The sequence below is a fragment of the Micromonospora sp. NPDC007271 genome (genome assembly GCF_040634005.1).
In the GTDB taxonomy this organism is placed as follows: Bacteria; Actinomycetota; Actinomycetes; order Mycobacteriales; family Micromonosporaceae; genus Micromonospora.
Map to the genome: position 1 here is coordinate 1 of NZ_JBEYER010000131.1, position 16,239 is coordinate 16,239.

16 protein-coding genes are annotated in these 16,239 nt (G+C 75.1%); 9 read left to right on the plus strand and 7 right to left on the minus strand.

Annotation, left to right across the window (positions count from 1 at the left end; translation table 11 throughout):
• Positions 1-212 precede the first annotated feature (212 nt).
• Positions 213-2,975, plus strand: coding sequence for an ATP-dependent helicase C-terminal domain-containing protein (locus tag ABZ570_RS30700; protein WP_358071122.1), 2,763 nt, complete (start codon positions 213-215; stop codon positions 2,973-2,975).
• 40 nt (positions 2,976-3,015) lie between these two features.
• On the opposite strand, the gene ABZ570_RS30705 is transcribed toward ABZ570_RS30700, so the two are convergent.
• Entirely contained in the window at positions 3,016-3,741 is a 726-nt protein-coding gene (locus ABZ570_RS30705) for a protein phosphatase 2C domain-containing protein (protein WP_358071124.1), read from the minus strand.
• A gap of 205 nt (positions 3,742-3,946) precedes the next feature.
• On the opposite strand from ABZ570_RS30705, the gene ABZ570_RS30710 reads away from it, so the two are divergent.
• Positions 3,947-6,556, plus strand: coding sequence for a glycoside hydrolase family 9 protein (locus tag ABZ570_RS30710; RefSeq protein ID WP_358071126.1), 2,610 nt, complete (start codon positions 3,947-3,949; stop codon positions 6,554-6,556).
• 82 nt (positions 6,557-6,638) lie between these two features.
• Here ABZ570_RS30710 and ABZ570_RS30715 read toward each other — a convergent pair whose 3' ends face one another.
• Both ABZ570_RS30715 and ABZ570_RS30720 read right to left on the minus strand, forming a co-directional pair.
• Entirely contained in the window at positions 6,639-6,872 is a 234-nt protein-coding gene (locus ABZ570_RS30715) for a flavin reductase (protein ID WP_358071128.1), read from the minus strand.
• Positions 6,873-6,898: 26 nt separating this feature from the next.
• Positions 6,899-7,156, minus strand: a complete 258-nt coding sequence (locus tag ABZ570_RS30720; RefSeq protein ID WP_358071130.1) for a hypothetical protein — start codon at positions 7,154-7,156, stop codon at positions 6,899-6,901.
• Positions 7,157-7,346: 190 nt separating this feature from the next.
• Between ABZ570_RS30720 and ABZ570_RS30725 the strand changes: the two genes are divergently transcribed.
• The 3 genes from ABZ570_RS30725 to ABZ570_RS30735 are packed head-to-tail and all read left to right on the plus strand — an operon-like array spanning position 7,347 to position 8,628.
• Entirely contained in the window at positions 7,347-8,096 is a 750-nt protein-coding gene (locus tag ABZ570_RS30725) for a helix-turn-helix transcriptional regulator (protein ID WP_358071132.1), read from the plus strand.
• A complete protein-coding gene (locus tag ABZ570_RS30730; RefSeq protein WP_358071134.1) occupies positions 8,084-8,284 on the plus strand; it encodes a DUF397 domain-containing protein in 201 nt (66 codons plus the stop codon). The genes ABZ570_RS30725 and ABZ570_RS30730 overlap by 13 nt, the downstream gene beginning before the upstream one ends.
• A gap of 23 nt (positions 8,285-8,307) precedes the next feature.
• A complete protein-coding gene (locus tag ABZ570_RS30735) occupies positions 8,308-8,628 on the plus strand; it encodes a multidrug efflux SMR transporter (protein ID WP_089008468.1) in 321 nt (106 codons plus the stop codon).
• Positions 8,629-8,731: 103 nt separating this feature from the next.
• On the opposite strand, the gene ABZ570_RS30740 is transcribed toward ABZ570_RS30735, so the two are convergent.
• Entirely contained in the window at positions 8,732-9,490 is a 759-nt protein-coding gene (locus tag ABZ570_RS30740; RefSeq protein WP_358071136.1) for a methyltransferase domain-containing protein, read from the minus strand.
• A gap of 200 nt (positions 9,491-9,690) precedes the next feature.
• Between ABZ570_RS30740 and ABZ570_RS30745 the strand changes: the two genes are divergently transcribed.
• Entirely contained in the window at positions 9,691-10,605 is a 915-nt protein-coding gene (locus tag ABZ570_RS30745) for a hypothetical protein (protein ID WP_358071138.1), read from the plus strand.
• A 378-nt stretch (positions 10,606-10,983) separates the two neighbouring features.
• Here the strand turns inward: ABZ570_RS30745 and ABZ570_RS30750 are convergent, their stop codons facing one another.
• Entirely contained in the window at positions 10,984-11,493 is a 510-nt protein-coding gene (locus ABZ570_RS30750; protein ID WP_358071140.1) for a GNAT family N-acetyltransferase, read from the minus strand.
• Positions 11,494-11,564: 71 nt separating this feature from the next.
• Between ABZ570_RS30750 and ABZ570_RS30755 the strand changes: the two genes are divergently transcribed.
• From ABZ570_RS30755 to ABZ570_RS30765, 3 genes are all read left to right on the plus strand, one after another.
• Positions 11,565-12,167, plus strand: coding sequence for an HAD family phosphatase (locus ABZ570_RS30755; RefSeq protein WP_358071142.1), 603 nt, complete (start codon positions 11,565-11,567; stop codon positions 12,165-12,167).
• 137 nt (positions 12,168-12,304) lie between these two features.
• The gene (locus ABZ570_RS30760) at positions 12,305-13,561 is read left to right on the plus strand and encodes an MFS transporter (protein ID WP_358071144.1); all 1,257 of its coding nucleotides are present in this window, start codon (positions 12,305-12,307) and stop codon (positions 13,559-13,561) included.
• 12 nt (positions 13,562-13,573) lie between these two features.
• The gene (locus tag ABZ570_RS30765) at positions 13,574-14,107 is read left to right on the plus strand and encodes a GNAT family N-acetyltransferase (protein WP_358071146.1); all 534 of its coding nucleotides are present in this window, start codon (positions 13,574-13,576) and stop codon (positions 14,105-14,107) included.
• Between the two features lie 132 nt (positions 14,108-14,239).
• On the opposite strand, the gene ABZ570_RS30770 is transcribed toward ABZ570_RS30765, so the two are convergent.
• Entirely contained in the window at positions 14,240-15,652 is a 1,413-nt protein-coding gene (locus tag ABZ570_RS30770) for an NADP-dependent succinic semialdehyde dehydrogenase (RefSeq protein ID WP_358071148.1), read from the minus strand.
• 12 nt (positions 15,653-15,664) lie between these two features.
• Positions 15,665-15,928: a DUF6343 family protein gene (locus ABZ570_RS30775; protein ID WP_358071150.1), complete on the minus strand. Its 264-nt coding sequence runs from the start codon at positions 15,926-15,928 to the stop codon at positions 15,665-15,667.
• Between the last annotated feature and the right edge of the window lie 311 nt (positions 15,929-16,239).

Here is a 16,239-nt window from a genome sequence, read left to right on the forward strand (position 1 = left end):
GCTTCGTCGAGTACGTCGACACCACCGGCCACGGCCTGGCCAACCAGGGCTGGAACCCAGCCGTACACCCGGATCCGGTCCCGGACCGGGCCGCCGAGCAGCTGGGCCGGGTCGGCGGACCCGGCCACCGCCGCGGCCGATGTGCACCTGACAGCAGGGGTCCTCGCCCCTACCGCAGGCGTTGTCACGGGACCCTTCCTTACAGTGGGTCGGTGCTTTCGGAGGTGTCGTTCGACCTGCCGGTGCGGGCGGTGCTGCCCGCGCTGGCCGAAGTGCTGCACACGGCCGGCACGGCGGTCCTGGTGGCGCCGCCCGGCACCGGCAAGACCACCCTCGCCCCCCTCGCGGTGGCCGACGAGGTCGCCGGCCGGGTGGTGGTCGCCGAGCCCCGCCGGGTGGCCGCCCGGGCCGCCGCACACCGGATGGCCGCCCTGCTCGGGGAGCGCGTCGGCGGACGGATCGGGTACGCCGTCCGCGGCGAGCGCCGGGTCGGGCCGGACACCCGCGTCGAGGTGGTCACCACCGGCCTGCTGGTGCGGCGGCTGCAACACGATCCGGAACTGCCCGGGGTCGACGCGGTGCTGCTCGACGAATGCCACGAGCGGCAGCTCGACGCCGACCTGGCCCTGGCCTTCAGCGTGGACGCCCGCAGCGCGCTCCGGCCCGACCTCTGGCTGCTGGCGATGTCCGCCACCCCGCAGGCCGACCGGTTCGCCGCGCTGCTGGGCGGGACCGAACGGCCGGCGCCCGTGGTCCGGGCGGCGGCGGCCCTGCACCCGGTGACCCGGATCTGGGCACCGCCGCCCCGGCCGGTCGCCACGCCGGGCGGGGGCCGGGTCGCGCCGGCGCTGCTGGACCACGTGGCCGCCACCGTCCGCCGGGCGCTGCGCGAGCAGGCCGGGGACGTGCTGGTCTTCCTGCCCGGGGCCGGCGAGATCTCGGCGGTCGCCGCCCGCCTGGCCGACCTGCCCGACTCGGTCACGGTCCTGCCGCTGCACGGTCGGCTGCCCGCCGCGACGCAGGACGCCGCGCTGCGGCTCCGATCGGTCGAGGCCGACGCACCGCGACCCTCCCGGCCCGGCGCATCGGAAGCGGCGCCGCGCCCCGGAACGGCCGAGGTGCCGGAGGCGGGGCGGCACCCCGGAACGGCCGAGATGCCGGAGGCGGGGCGGCACCCCGGAACCGTCGACCGGCGGCGGGTCGTGCTGGCCACCGCCGTCGCGGAGAGCAGCCTGACCGTGCCCGGGGTACGCGTGGTGGTGGACGCCGGGTTGAGCCGGGTGCCCCGCACCGACCTGGCCCGGGGGCTGGGGGCGCTGGTGACCGTGCCGGTGTCCCGGGCGGCGGCCACCCAGCGGGCCGGCCGGGCCGGGCGGGAGGCGCCCGGCGTGGTCTACCGGTGCTGGTCGGAGGCCACCCACGGGCACCTCGCCGCGCAGCCCGAGCCCGAGATCGCCACCGCCGACCTGACCGGCTTCGCCCTGGAGCTGGCGGCCTGGGGCGACCCGGACGGGGTCGGGCTGGCGCTGCCCGACCCGCCGCCGCCGGCCGCCCTCACCGTCGCCCGGGAGACCCTCACCACGCTCGGCGCGGTGGACGCGGACGGCCGGATCACCGCCCGGGGACGGGCCATCGCGACGGTCGGGGTGCATCCTCGGCTGGCCCGGGCGCTGCTGGACGGGGCGGAGCGGGTCGGCGCCGACCGGGCCGCGGAGGTGGTGGCCCTGCTCGCCGAGGAGACCCTCACCGGCGCCGCCGACGACCTCACCGCCCTCTGGCGCCACCTCCGCACCGGCCACGCCGACCCTGGTGCCACCACCCGCTGGCGCGCCGAGGTACGCCGCCTCCGCGCGACCCTCCCCACCCCCGCGCCCCCTCCCCGCGATCTTGCAGTTGGCGCCCCGGCAAACGGGGCGAAAGCCGCACCACGCGGACCCAAAGTGCAAGATCGCGGGGGGCGGCGGGGGGCGGGGCGGGGGGCGGGGCGGGGGGCGGATGACCTTGTGGCGGGGGTGGTGGTGGGGTTGGCGTATCCGGAGCGGTTGGGGCGGGTGCGGCGGGGCGGTGGGGGGTCGGCGTACCTGATGGCGGGCGGGACCGCCGCGGAGCTGGCGGCCGGGTCGGGGCTGGCCGGGTCGACGTGGCTGGCGATCGCGGTGGCCGACCGGTCCCCGGGCGCGCCGACCGCCCGGGTCCGGCTGGCCGCCCCGGTGGCCGAGGCGACCGCGCGGGAGGCCGGCGGGCCGCTGCTGCGGACCGACCGGGAGGTCGGCTGGTCCGGCGGGGACGTGGTGGCCCGCGAGGTGGTCCGGCTCGGCGCGATCGAACTGGTCGACCGGCCCCTCGCGGCACCGGAGCCGGAGCTGGTCGCCGACGCGGTGCTGACCGGGTTGCGCGAGGCCGGGCTGGGCCTGCTGACCTGGACACCGGAGGCGGCGGCGCTACGCCGGCGGCTGGCCTTCTGCCGGCAGGCGCTCGGCGACGACTGGCCAGACGTGTCCGACCCGGCGCTGCTCGCCGACGCGCCCAGCTGGCTCGGCCCCGAGCTGGCCGGGGCCCGCCGCCGGGCCGACCTGGGCCGGATCGACGTCGCGGCGGCGCTGCGCCGGCTGCTGGACTGGCGGCAGGCGGCCCGGCTGGACGAGCTGGCACCGGAACGGCTCGCCGTGCCCAGCGGCTCCCGGATCCGGGTGGACTACGCCGACCCGGCCGCGCCGGTGCTCGCGGTGAAGCTGCAGGAGACCTTCGGCTGGCGGGACGCGCCGCGGATCGCCGACGGTCGGGTGCCGGTGCTGCTGCACCTGCTCTCCCCCGCCGGCCGGCCGGTGGCGGTCACCGCCGACCTGGCCTCGTTCTGGCGGGTGGGCTACCCGCAGGTCCGGGCGGAGCTGCGCGGACGCTACCCACGGCACCCGTGGCCGGAGGATCCGACCACCGCCGAGCCGACCCGGCGCACCACGCCGCGCCGCCGCTGACCCGCCGAACCGGCGGCAGCCGCGCCGGCCCCGACCCGGGCTACTCGTCGACGACGTCGGCGATCACCACGGTCACGTTGTCCGGGCCGCCGGCCCGCAGCGCCAGGTCGATCAGCTTCGCCGCGCACGCCTCCCGGTCGACGTACCCGGCGAGCACCTCGGCGAGGGTGTCCGCGCGGACGACGTTGGAGAGGCCGTCGCTGCACAGCAGCCAGCGGTCGCCGGCCCGCGGCACCATCGTCGCGTACGCCGGACTGACCTCGTCGCCCTGCAACGCCTGGGTCACCACAGCCCGCCGCGGGTGGCTGCTCGCCTGCTCGGCGGTGATCACGCCCTGGTCGACCAGCATCTGCACGAAGGTGTCGTCCCGGGTGACCTGCTTCAGCACGCCCTCGCGGAACAGGTACGCCCGGGAGTCGCCGACGTGGGCCAGGGCCAGGCAACTGCCGGTGCGCGCGAAGAGCAGCGCGGTCAGGGTGGTGCCCATGCCCTGGCGTTCCGGGTCCTCCGCGACGGCCTGCCGGATCCGCGCGGTGGCCAGCTCGATGCCGCCCTGCAGGGCGGCGACCAACGCGTCCTCGGGGGTCTCCACGTCCAGCGGGGCGACCGCGTCCATCGCGATCCGGCTGGCCAGGTCACCGGCGGCCATGCCGCCCATGCCGTCCGCGACGGCGACCAGCCAGTTCCCGGCGTGCCGGGCGTCCTGGTTACCGCTGCGGATCAGCCCACGGTCGCTCGCCCCCACGGAACGAAGCTTCAGGGTCATGGGAGGCAGCCTGCCAAACGGAGGGCGCAGTTGTCTCTAGGAGATCAGGAGGATGCCGCGTGGCGCGGCGAATCTCACTGTCGGGCGCGCCGGGATCCCATCGCCTCGGATCGATTGACATCGGGGGAGGGCACTGGAAACATCAGTCGGATTGGGAGCGCTCCCAGCACCACCGCTCCCTCCCCGACGCACGGAAGGACCCTCCGTGACCCCATCCCGACGTCGCCTGACGGCGCTCGCCGCGGCCACCACCCTCGTGCTCACCGGCGCCACCGCAGGCGCGGCCCACGCCGCGGTTCCCCCCGACGCCCCCGAGCAGATCCGCAACGGCGACTTCAGCGCCGGCACCTCACCCTGGTTCTCGTACGGCACCGGCGACCTCGGGGTCACCGACGGCCGGCTCTGCACCACCGTCCCGGGGGGCCTGGCGAACCCCTGGGACGCCGGTATCGGCCAGGACGCCGTGCCACTCATCGCCGGCGCCGAGTACGAGTTGTCCTTCGACGTCTCCGCCAACCCGGGGGCGGCCCTCACCGCGGTGCTCCAACTCGGCAGCGCGCCCTACACCACGTACGCGAGCGTCAACGCCACCGCGACCGGCACCCCGCAGCACGTCACCAGGACGTTCACCGCCCCGGCCGACAACCCCGCCGCCCAGCTCATCTTCCAGGTCGGCGGCAGCCCGCAGGCGCAGACCTTCTGCCTGGACAACGTCTCGCTGCGCGGCGGCGAGGCGGCCCCGCCGTACGAGCCGGACACCGGGCCACGGGTACGGGTCAACCAGGTCGGCTACCTGCCCGGCGGCCCGAAGCACGCCACCCTGGTCACCGACGCCACCGACCCGCTGCCCTGGCAGCTGAAGTCCGCGGCCGGCACGGTGGTGGCCGGCGGCCGGACCACCCCACGCGGGGTCGACCCGGCGTCGGCGCAGCACGTGCAGACCGTGGACTTCTCGTCGTTCCGCACCCCGGGCATCGGCTACACGCTGGTCGTGGACGGCGAGACCAGCCACCCGTTCGACATCTCCGGCACCCTCTACGACCGGCTACGCGTCGACGCCCTCCAGTTCTTCTACGCCCAGCGCAGCGGCATCCCGATCGACGGCGACCTGATCGGCGCCGAGTACGCCCGCCCGGCCGGGCACCTCGGCGTGGCACCCAACCAGGGCGACACCGACGTACCCTGCCAGCCCGGCGTCTGCGACCACCGCTTGGACGTGCGCGGCGGCTGGTACGACGCCGGCGACCACGGCAAGTACGTGGTCAACGGCGGCATCGCCACCTACCAGCTGCTGAACGCCTTCGAGCGGACCAAGACCGCGGAGACGGCCGGCGGCGGCGCGGCGCTCGGCGACTCGACGCTGCGCGTGCCCGAGCGGGGCAACCAGGTCCCGGACATCCTCGACGAGGCCCGCTGGGAGCTGGAGTTCCTGCTGCGGATGCAGGTCCCCGCCGGCCAGCCGCTCGCCGGAATGGCCCACCACAAGATCCACGACCGGAACTGGACGGGCCTGCCGCTCGCCCCGCAGGGCGACCCGCAGCCGCGCGAGCTGCACCCGCCGTCCACCGCGGCGACCCTCAACCTGGCCGCCGTCGCCGCCCAGTGCGCCCGGCTCTTCGCGCCGTACGACGCGGCCTTCGCGGCCCGCTGCGCCACCGCCGCGCGGACCGCGTACGCGGCGGCCAAGGCCCACCCGAAGATCTACGCCTCGGCAGCGGACGGCAACGGCGGCGGCGCGTACGACGACACGAACGTCACCGACGAGTTCTACTGGGCGGCCGTCGAGCTGTGGCTGACCACCGGCGAGGCGGCGTACCTGACCGATCTCACCACGTCGCCGCTGCACACCGCCGAGGTGTTCGACGCCGGAGGCGCGTTCGGCTGGCAGAGTGTCGCCGCGCTGGGCCGGCTCGACCTGGCCACCGTGCCGAACGGACTGCCGGCCGCCGAGCGGGCCCGGATCCGCGCCTCGGTGACCGCCGCCGCCGACCGCTACCTGGCCACCCTGCACGGGCAGGCGTACGGGCTGCCGCTGCCCGGCGACGCGGGCGCGTACGTCTGGGGCGGCAACAGCAACGTCATCAACAACGCGGTCGTGCTCGCCACCGCGTTCGACCTGACCCGGGACGCGCGGTACCGGGACGGCGCGGTGCAGACCGCCGACTACCTGCTCGGCCGCAACGCGCTGAACATCTCGTACGTGACCGGCTGGGGCGAGCACGCGGCGCAGAACCAGCACAGCCGGATCTTCGCCCACCAGCTCGACCCGAACCTGCCGCACCCGCCGGCCGGCTCCCTGGCCGGCGGCCCGAACGCCGCCCTCCAGGACCCGTACGCGGCCAACCTGCTCGCCGGGTGCCAGCCGATGTTCTGCTACGTCGACGACATCAACTCGTACTCGACCAACGAGGTGGCGATCAACTGGAACTCGGCGCTGGCGTGGCTGGCGTCGTTCCTCGCGGACCAGCGGGACGCGGCGGCGGTGCCGGCCCCGACCTGTGCCGTCACGTACACCACCCACGGCAGCTGGCCGGACGGCTTCAACACCCAGGTCACCGTCCGTAACACCGGCAAGTCGGCGGTGGACGGCTGGAGCCTGCGGTGGGCCTTCACCGGCGACCAGCAGGTGCAGGGCTACTGGTCGGCGAAGGTCAGCCAGTCCGGCGCCACGGTCACCGCGACGAACGAGTCGTGGAACGCCAGGATCGCCCTGGGAGCCGAGATCACCTTCGGCCTGATCGGCTCGACGGCCGGCTCGCCCAACCCCACCCCCACCCTGATCACCCTCAACGGCGTGGCCTGCACCCTCTCCTGACGCCCATTGGTGGCAGCAACTTCCCCGAAGTTGCTGCCACCGTCGGCCCGGACACAGCAGTTTCCCTGACGTTGCCGCTCGATCAGTCAGGGTCCTGGCCGCGGGCGCGGGCCCAGGTGAGGAAGCGGTCGTTCAGGCCGGGCGGGCGGGTGTGGCCGTTGAGCTGGGCTAGCTGGTCCCCCGCCTCGTGCATGAGGGTGCCGAGGTAGACCAGGAGCGCGGTCCGGTCGTCGCGGTACTCGACCAGCAGCGCCAGCCGCGCCGGTTGGCACGGCCAGTCCGCGCCGCACGCCCGGCACCGCCACAGCGGGCGCATGGGTACGTGCGGTCGCCCCGGCCGGCTCACCGCGCCGTCCCGCCCGCAGGGCCGGCGTCGCCCCGCATGGCCGCGTTGTCGCGCGCGACCGTGGCCCGGCTGGTCGGCCGGCACGCCGGGTGCCAGCCGCCGGCCCGCCACCGCTGGGCGGGGGTCAGGTTGCCGGCGCGGCCGGGGGTCATGGTGGGGAAGACCTGCGTGGGCACGTTCTCCCAGGACTGGCGGGGGCGCGGGACGCGGGGCGGGGGCGGGGCGGGGTCACGACGCCGGGACCGGAACAGCACGGGTGAGCCTCCTTCGTGGTCGTTGGAGGGGCCGCCCGGACGCCGTTGGCCGGGCGGCCCGCGGTCCCGCCAACGGTTCGGGCCACGGCGGCGGTTCCGCTGACCGGAAGCCTGCCGCGCGTCGCGAGACGAGCACACCGCGTAGCGGTAGGGTCGGCGGACGTCTGGAACGTCCTACGTGGAGGTCGGTGTGAACGACGCGCTGCGAGTGGCCATGGCCGAGGCGGGCGAGACGGCGGAGTCCCTCGCCGACCGGGTCGGGGTGGACCCGAAGACGGCCGCCCGGTGGGTGACGCCGGGGCGGGTGCCGCACCCCCGGCACCGGGCGGCGGTGTCCAAGGCGCTCGGCCGCGAGGTCGGCGAGCTGTGGCCGGAGGTGGTCCGCCGCCGCGAGCCGGCCTGGTTCCGGCCGTGGGCCGAGGTGGAGCAGGAGGCCAGCGCGCTCCGCTCGTTCGAGACGTCCGTGCTGCCCGGCCTGCTCCAGACCGAGGAGTACGCGCACGCGGTGCTGAGCAGCGGCCCCCTCGCCGACGACGAGGTGGAGGGCTACGTGGCGGCCCGGCTCGCCCGCCAGGCGGCCGTCTTCGACCGGCCCCGGCCGCCGCTGGCCATCTTCGTGATCGACGAGGCCGCCCTGCGCCGGGGTGAGCCCGAGATCATGCAGCCGCAGCTCGACCACCTGGTCGCCATGGCGCAGCGGCCCCGCGTGCTGCTGCACGTGCTGCCGCTGCGGGCCGGCTTCCACCCCGGGCAAGCCGGTCCGTTCGTCATCGCCACCATCGACGACGGCGACGACGTGGCCTACCTGGACGACCAGGCCGCCGGGCGGACGACAAAGGACGTTGCCCCGCTGTGGCAGGTCTGGGACACTCTGAGGTCGATCGCGCTGCCGCGCGACCAGACGATCCAACTCCTGAAGGCGCGACCATGGCTGACCTGACCGGCGCCCAGTGGCGCACCAGCACCCGCAGCAGCTCCAACGGCGGCAACTGCGTCGAGGTCGCCGACAACCTCCCCGGTGTGGTCCTGGTCCGTGACTCGAAGGACCGCACCGGTGGCACGCTGCGCTTCACCCCGGCCGCCTGGCAGGCGTTCGTCGGCGGCCTCGCGGAGCCCGGCCACCGCTGACCCGGGCCGGTACGTTCTCCGGCATGGCGTACCTCTTCCTGCTGGGCGCGATCACCGCGGAGGTGATCGGCACCAGCCTGCTCAAGGCGACCGACGGTTTCACCCGGCTCTGGCCGACGCTCGGCCTGGCGGTGGCGTACGTGTCGTCGTTCGGGCTGCTCGCCCTGGCCGTCAAGGAGATCCCGGTCGGCGTCGCGTACGCGATCTGGTCCGGGCTCGGCACCGCCGCGATCATGGCGATCGGCGCGGCCTTCCTGGGCGAGCCGCTCAGCGTCGCGAAGGTGATGGGCGCCGGCCTGGTGATCGCCGGGGTGGTCGTGCTCAACCTCGACGGCGCGCACTGACGGGTGCCGGCCGACGACTCGCCGCACTGACGGGTGCCGGCCGACGGAACGGGCCGCCAGGAGCACGCGCTGGACCCGTTCCGCGGCCACGGCAATCCGCGCCTCAAAGCCGTTCGAGCGTGAGCAGCGGCTCAGCGAACACCGGCGCTGGTGCGCCGGGGTCCGCGGCAACAGCCTGCTCCAGTCGGCGGAAGCCGGCCTCCAGTTCGTCGGGACCGAGCTGCCCGAAGAACGAGAGGGTGCGCAGGCGCAGCCGCTCGAGCATGTCGCCGTAGGTGCCCGAGGACGGCTCGGTGACCGTGCCGAAGCTGGCAACGCGCCAGCCGACCGACGTGAACATCGCGATGACCTCGTGCAGCGGCTGAAACAGCGAGGCGTCCACCTCGTACCCGCGGGGGAAGTGCTCCAGCCACCACGGCCGGGGATGGTGGTCGCTGAAATTCGCGCGCAGTAGCAGCCGCCCGCCGGGCCGGAGCACCCTGGCCAGTTCCCGGGCTGCCCGGGGCTTGTCCTTGACGTGGTGCCAGGACAGGAACAGGAGAGCGTAGTCGGCGCTGCCGGACGGCACTGGCATGTCCTCGGCGGCGCCTGCCAGATACCGCACGCCGGGATGCGGGGACTGCGTCTCCGCAACCTCGCGCATGCGGACCGCCGGCTCGACACCGGTGACCGGCCCGAACGCGTCTGCCAGCGCAGGGGTGAACCTGCCGGTCCCGGAGCCGACGTCCAGCCCCACCAGCGGGCGCCGCTCGGGCAGCACCGCTGCAAAGGCGCTGAGCCAGACCCGCAGTTGCTGCTGGGTGAGCGCGCGACCACGCGCGTAGTCCTGGTACTGCTCCTTGTCGTAGTCGATCGACCTCATCGCACCTCCCGGGTCAGCCGGGCGACCGCGAGTGCCACCCCGATATATCACGCCGATACATCGCGACGATATTCGTCGTCGCGCCACCCCACAAGGCCGGTACGACCCGGTGCCAGGCCGCCGACAGCGCGTGCCGATCCGCGCCAGCGCCCGACGAAACCCGGTGGCGCGCACGGGGCGCGTACGCGATGGTGGCGACCATGGACCGGGGTGGACTGTCCGGCGCGGAGCGTCGGGTCTGGGCGTCGCTGCCGGCGGGAGCCCGCTCGGCGCTGGCCGGCCTGCCCGGGGCGGATCTGCGTACGCTGCTGCTGGCGGTGGCGCGGGACCGCGCGGCGGTCGTGCACCCGCCGGGCGTGCTGCGGCGGTGGCGGGAGGATCGCTTCGTGCGCCCGGCAGACGTCGACCCCCGCGTGCTGTCCCAGGTGGAGGCGCGGATCTGGGCGCTGCTGCCGGCCGACGTGACGGGTGTGGAGCTGTCCCCGGTCGTCCCGCTCGGCACCTGCTCGGCCGTCGCGCCGGTCAGCCAGCACCGCGTCGTCAGCACCGTACGCGGCACCGAGGTGCTGAGCGACCCGACCAACGCGCTGGCCGTCGAGGCGGCCGTACGCCGGCGGAGCAGCGACGAGGTGCACCTGGCCGCCGTACACCGGGTGCTCCGGGCGCAGGACTTCGGACCGGGCGCGTCCGCGCACTTCCGCCTCTTCACGCTCGTCTCCAGCGCCCGCGACGCGGGGTCGGGGCGGACCGAGGCACGGCTGCTCGTCCGGCACCTGAGCTTCTGGGCACGGGTGCTCGGGGAGCTGGCGCCCGCGGCCGGTCCCCGACTGCACGTGACGGTCTTCGACGACCCGGTGTTCCGCGACCGGCTGGCCGACACCGTCCATCCGGCGCTCCGCGAGGGCCCGGTCCCGCTGCGTGACGAGCCGGAGCGGCAGCGCGGGCGCGGCTACTACGCCGGGGGCGCGGTGCGCCTGACCCTGCGTGACGGCACGCTGGAGGTGGGCGATGGCGGGTTCACCGACTGGACGGCCCGGCTCACCAGCGACGCCAAGGAACGCTGCGTGATCTCCTGCCTGGCCACGGAACGCCTGGTCGGCGAGGTGGACCGGTGACCGGGCTCGTGATCCAACGGATTCGGGTCCGCTGGACCAGCCGCGACGCCGCCGCGGCCACCGTCCGCGGCCGGCTCCCCCTGGGGTACGCGCTGCCGCCGCTGCCGACCGACGGCATCACGGTGCACGAGGTGCTGCTCGACGAGGCCACCGGGTATCAGCCGGCGGAACAGCTCCGGGAGGGCCCGGCGGCGGCCCGCGCGGCTGGGCTGTGGGTGGGTGGCGTGACGGCACGGCGGTGGTCGACCGGCTGCCGAGCGACGCCTCGTTCCCCGTCCGGCGGACCGGCACCCGGCTGTTCTCGCTCGCCCCGGGGCCCTCGACCGGGACGACCGGGTGCACCTGTACGGGGGGCCGCGCCCCGGCCACCGCTGACGGTCAGCCGACCGGCCGGCGCATGGCGATCCGCTCGGCCGGGTCCAGTCCCAGCGCCGCCTCGGCCGCCAGCAGCTCGGCCAGCCCCGGGGTGACCTCCGGGCCGGTCAGCTCCCGGAACCCGCAGCGCGCGTAGTACGGCCCGTTCCACGGCACGCTGCGGAAGGTGGTCAACGTCAACGCCGGCAGCCCCCGCCCGGCGGCCCACCCGGCCACGTGATCGAGCAGCCCCCGCCCGATCCCCCGCCGGGCGTACGCCGGGTCCACGCTCAGCTGCAGCACGTGCGCGCAGCCGTCCACCAGGTCGACCACCGCGAAGCCGATGGGCTGATCTGCGGCGTCCACCGCCACCCACACCCGCCCGGCCCGCTGACGGTCGGCCAGCACGTCCAACGGCAGCGGCGGCATGTCCGCGACGTCGACCATGCCGATGTCGCGGAACGGCGCCCCGGAGGCCACCTCGATCCGCTGCAGCTGGGTCAACTCGTCGGCCCGGGCAATTCTGCTGTCCACGGCGCCCTACCCAACCAGAACGGGCACGGCCCCGGCCACGGCATTTCCGGGCGAGGCCGTAACCTGCACCGGTGAGCCTGCCCCTGCCTGCCGGCAACTTCCGCGCGTACCTGTTCGACTGCGACGGCACCATCGCCGACTCGATGCCGCTGCACTACGCCGCCTGGTGTTCGGCGCTGGACGAGTGGGACTGCGAGTTCCCCGAGGAGCTCTTCTACGCCTGGGGCGGCCGGCCGATCGCCGACATCATCGCCACGCTCAACGAGCGGCACGGGTTGGCCATGCCGGTCGACACGGTCGCTCTGCGCCAGGAGGAGCTGTACCAGCGGTCGCTGCCCGAGTTGACGGCCGTGCCGGAGGTGCTGGCGCACATCGAGGACGCCCACGGGCGGATCCCGTTCGCCGTGGTCTCCGGCAGCACCCGGGAATCGGTCACCGCCTCGCTCGGCACGCTGGGTCTGCTCGACCGGTTCGAGTCGCTGGTCTGCGCCGGAGACTACACCCGGCCCAAACCCGATCCCGAGGCGTTCCTGCTCGCCGCCCGCCGGCTCGGCGTACCCCCGGCGGACTGCCTGGTCTTCGAGGACACCGACCTGGGCATCCAGGCCGCGACGGCGGCGGGCATGGCGTCGGTCCGCGTACCGCACCCGCGGGAGCGGGCGGCAGCGGTGTGAGCCCGGGCGGCGCGGGCCGTCCGATGTGACCGGCGTCGCGGCCCGCGGGCGCACCGACTCCGACCGATCCTGCCTAGGGTCGGCAGCATGAGCGCCAACGGCGGGTCCGGAACCCCGGCCGTGCCGGGCGGGCGCTGATGCGCAGTGTCCGGCCGATCCCGCCACCGGGGCCGCTGCGCACCCTCTCCGTGGCGACCCTGGCCAACACCGTCGGCTTGGGGCTCTGGCAGGCCGGAGCCGCCCTCTACCTGACCCGCGACGTCGGGCTCTCCCCCGCCTCGGTCGGTGCCGGGTTGACCGTGGCCGGCCTGGTCGGGCTCACCGCCAGCGTGCCGCTCGGCGGGCTGGCCGACCGGCGGGACCCGCGTACGCTCCGCGCGATGCTGCAGGTGTGCCAGGCGGTCGTGGCGGCGGCGTACCTGCTGGTCGACTCGTTCCCGGTGTTCCTCGCGGTGGCGCTGCTCGACGCGCTGCTCATCTCCGGCAACCTGGCGGTCCGCGCCGCACTGGTCGCCGCCGTGGCCGGTCCGCAGGGCCGGGTGCACGCCTTCGCCACCCTGCGCGCGGTGGCCAACCTGGGCATCGCCGTCGGTACGGCGCTGGCCGGAGCGGCGCTGGCGGCGGACACGCATCTGGCGTACCAACTGCTGGTGGCCGGCGACGCGACCACCTATCTGCTGTCGGCGGCGCTGCTGCTGCGACTGCCGGCGTACCCACCGGTGCCCCGCACCCCGGGGGCCGCCGGGCCGCGCCGGGGCCGGGCGCTGCGCGACGGTCGGTTCTTCGCGGTCAGCGGGGCGTCGGCGGTGCTCGCCCTGCACTGGACGGTGCTCACCCTCGTGGTGCCGCTGTGGACGGTACGCCGGGCGGGTGCGCCACCACCGGTGGTGTCGGCGGTGCTGCTGGCCAACACGGTGCTCACCGTGCTGCTCGCAGTACGGCTGAGCCGCGGCGCGGACACCGCCGCCCCCGCGGCCCGCAAGCTGCGGCGGGCCGGCCTGGTGCTGGCGGCGGCGATGCCGATCTACGCGGCCACCGCCGGCCTGCCCACGGCCCCGGCGGTCGCGCTCCTGCTCGTCGCCACGGTGGTCTACACGTTCGGCGACCTGTGGCACGGCTCCGCCGCCGCGGGTCTCGCCTACGACCTGGCCCCGTCCGACGCGATCGGCGCCTACCAGGGCGTGGACGGGCTGCTCGCCGGGCTGGCCCGCGCGGTCGGCCCGGCGCTGCTCACCCTGCTGGTGCTCGACGGCGGGGTGCCGGGCTGGCTGGCGCTCGGCGCGCTCTTCGCGGGCGTCGGCCTGGCCGCCCCGGTGCTGACCCGGTGGGCGCTGGCGAACCCGGCCACCGACCGACCGGCGGCGGCCGGTGATCGCCCGGCTGCCGCCGTGTAGCAGCATGACGGCATGACCGACCAGGAGACCCTCACCATCCGGCCCGGCGGCCCGGACGACGCCGCCACCGTGCTGCGGCTGCTCGACGTGGCCACCGCCTGGCTCGCCGAGCGCGGCCGCACCGGCCAGTGGGGCACCGAGCCCGCGTCGGCCGACCCGCGCCGGATCGCCCAGGCCGATGCGTGGGCCACCGGCGGCGGCCTCTACCTGGCCATGCTCGGCGACACGGCCGCGGGCGCCCTGGTGGTGGGCGCGGCCACCGACTACGTGCCGCCGGCCACCGAGCCGGAGCTGTACGTCAACCTGCTGGTCACCGACCGGACGCACGCCGGCCACGGGATCGGCGCGCGGCTGCTGGCGTACGCGGCGGAGCTGGCCCGGGACCGGGGCCTGGGGCTGCTGCGGGTGGACTGCTACGGCGGCGACGACCGGGCCCTGGTCCGCTTCTACGAGGGCTGCGGCTTCACCGCCACCGACCCGTTCACCGTCTCTCGTCCCGGCCGCGACCCGTGGCCCGGACAGGTACTGGAGCGCCGCGTGGACTGACGGCGGGCGGTGTCTCCCTCGGCACCGCGGCGCTGACCGCGTCGAAGTGCTCCGCAGTGTCCAGGTCCCAGCAGACCGGCTCGACCGCCATGGGGGCATTTCCTGCCCGCGGCGGTGTTCGGCCAATCTCGACTACTCGGCGTGCGCCCCGGCGCCGGCGCCGGCCTCGCCCACGCCGACCCAGACGGTCTTGGTGTTGCAGAACTCCCGCATGCCCACGGCGGACAGCTCGCGGCCGTAGCCGGAGTTCTTCACCCCGCCGAACGGCAGTTCGGGGAAGGAGGTGGTCATGCCGTTGATGAAGACGCTGCCGGCGTCCAGGTCCGTGGCGAAACGCTCCTGCTCGGCCGGGTCGGTGGTCCAGGCGTTCGAGCCGAGGCCGAAGCTGGTGCCGTTGGCGATCTCGATCGCCTCCTCATAGGACGACGCCCGGTAGAGGCCGGCGACCGGGCCGAAGACCTCCTCGGACCACATCCGCATCCCCGGCCGCAGATCGGTGACCACGGTCGGCGGGTAGTACCACCCGTCGCCGGCCGGTAGTTCCCCGCCGCAGAGGACGGTGGCGCCGTTGTCCACCGCGTCCTGAACCTGCGCGTGCACCTCCGTGCGGCCCCGGTCGGTGGCCAGCGGCCCCACATCGGTGCCGTCGTCCATCGGGTCGCCGACCTTCAGCGCGGACATCCGCGCGGCGAACTTCTCGGCGAACGCGTCGAAGACGTCGGTGTGGACGATGAACCGTTTGGCGGCGATGCAGGACTGGCCGTTGTTCTGGCAGCGGGCGGTGGTGGCCACCTCGGCGGCCCGGTCCAGGTCGGCCGAGGGCATCACCACGAACGGGTCGCTGCCGCCCAACTCCAGCACGGTCTTCTTCAGCTCCCGGCCGGCGATCTGGGCGATCGACCGGCCGGCGGGCTCGCTGCCGGTGAGGGTGGCCGCCCGGACCCGCGGGTCGCTGAGGATCCGGTCGACGGCGTCCGAGCCGACCAGCAGCGTGCTGAACGCGCCCTCGGGGAAGCCCGCCCGGCGGAACAGTTCCTCCAGGTAGAGGGCGGTCTGCGGCACGTTGGAGGCGTGCTTGAGCAGGCCGGTGTTGCCGGCCATCAGGGCCGGCGCGGCGAACCGCATGACCTGCCAGAGCGGGAAGTTCCACGGCATCACCGCGAGTACCGGCCCGATCGGCTGGTAGCGGACGAAGGCGCGCTTCGCCTTGACGGCACCGGCGTCGGCCGGCTCGTCGGCGAGCATCCGCTCGGCATTCGCGGCGTAGAAGCGGCAGGCCGTGGCGCACTTGGTCACCTCGGCCCTGGCCGCCGCGTACGTCTTGCCCATCTCGGTGGTCATCATCCGGGCCGTCTCGTCCTGCTCGGCCTCCAGCAGGTCGGCCGCCGCGGTGAGCCACCGGCCGCGCTGAGCGACGGAAGTGCCGTGCAACTGCCGGACGGCCAGGTCGGCCCGCTCGATGGCGGTGTCGACCTGCTCGTCCGACATCGGGTCGTACGTCTTGAGCACCTGTCCGGTGGCGGGATTGGTGGTGGCGATCGGCATGTCGTACTCCTGTCACTCGAACAGTGAGTGCCGCACGCCCGGCTCCTCCCGGCGGCGCGCGGCGCGGCGGCGCTGGATGATGATCAGGTCGACCACGGCCACGGCGGCGAGGATCGCGCAGACCACGCCCAGCCAGGCCACGTGTGCCGCGAAGGCGAGCACCGCGAAGACCGTCATGATGACCAACCCGAAGAGGGCGAGCGCGAGCCGCAGGTTCAGTGCGCTGTACGCGTGGCCGACCGTGCCACGGGCGCGGCGGGGCTGTGATCGCGTCATTCCTCCCGCCTACCCCCCAACGACCGCCCTAACCACCCCACCCCGCCCACCCCACCCCACCCGTCCCCGCCCCCGGCCCCGCCCCGGCCCGCCCCCGCCCCGGCCCGCCCCCGCCCCGGCCCGCCCCCGGCCCGGCCCGGCCCGGCCCCGGCGATCTTGCACTTCCCGCCTCCACATAGGGGACATTTGCCTCAAGTTGCGGACCGAAACTGCAAGATCGCCGGGCGAGGGCGGGGAGGGGGCGGGGCGGGCGGGGTTCAGAAACGCGGTGGTCGAGTACTCCGGATCCGTGATCTGCTCCGGCGAACCCC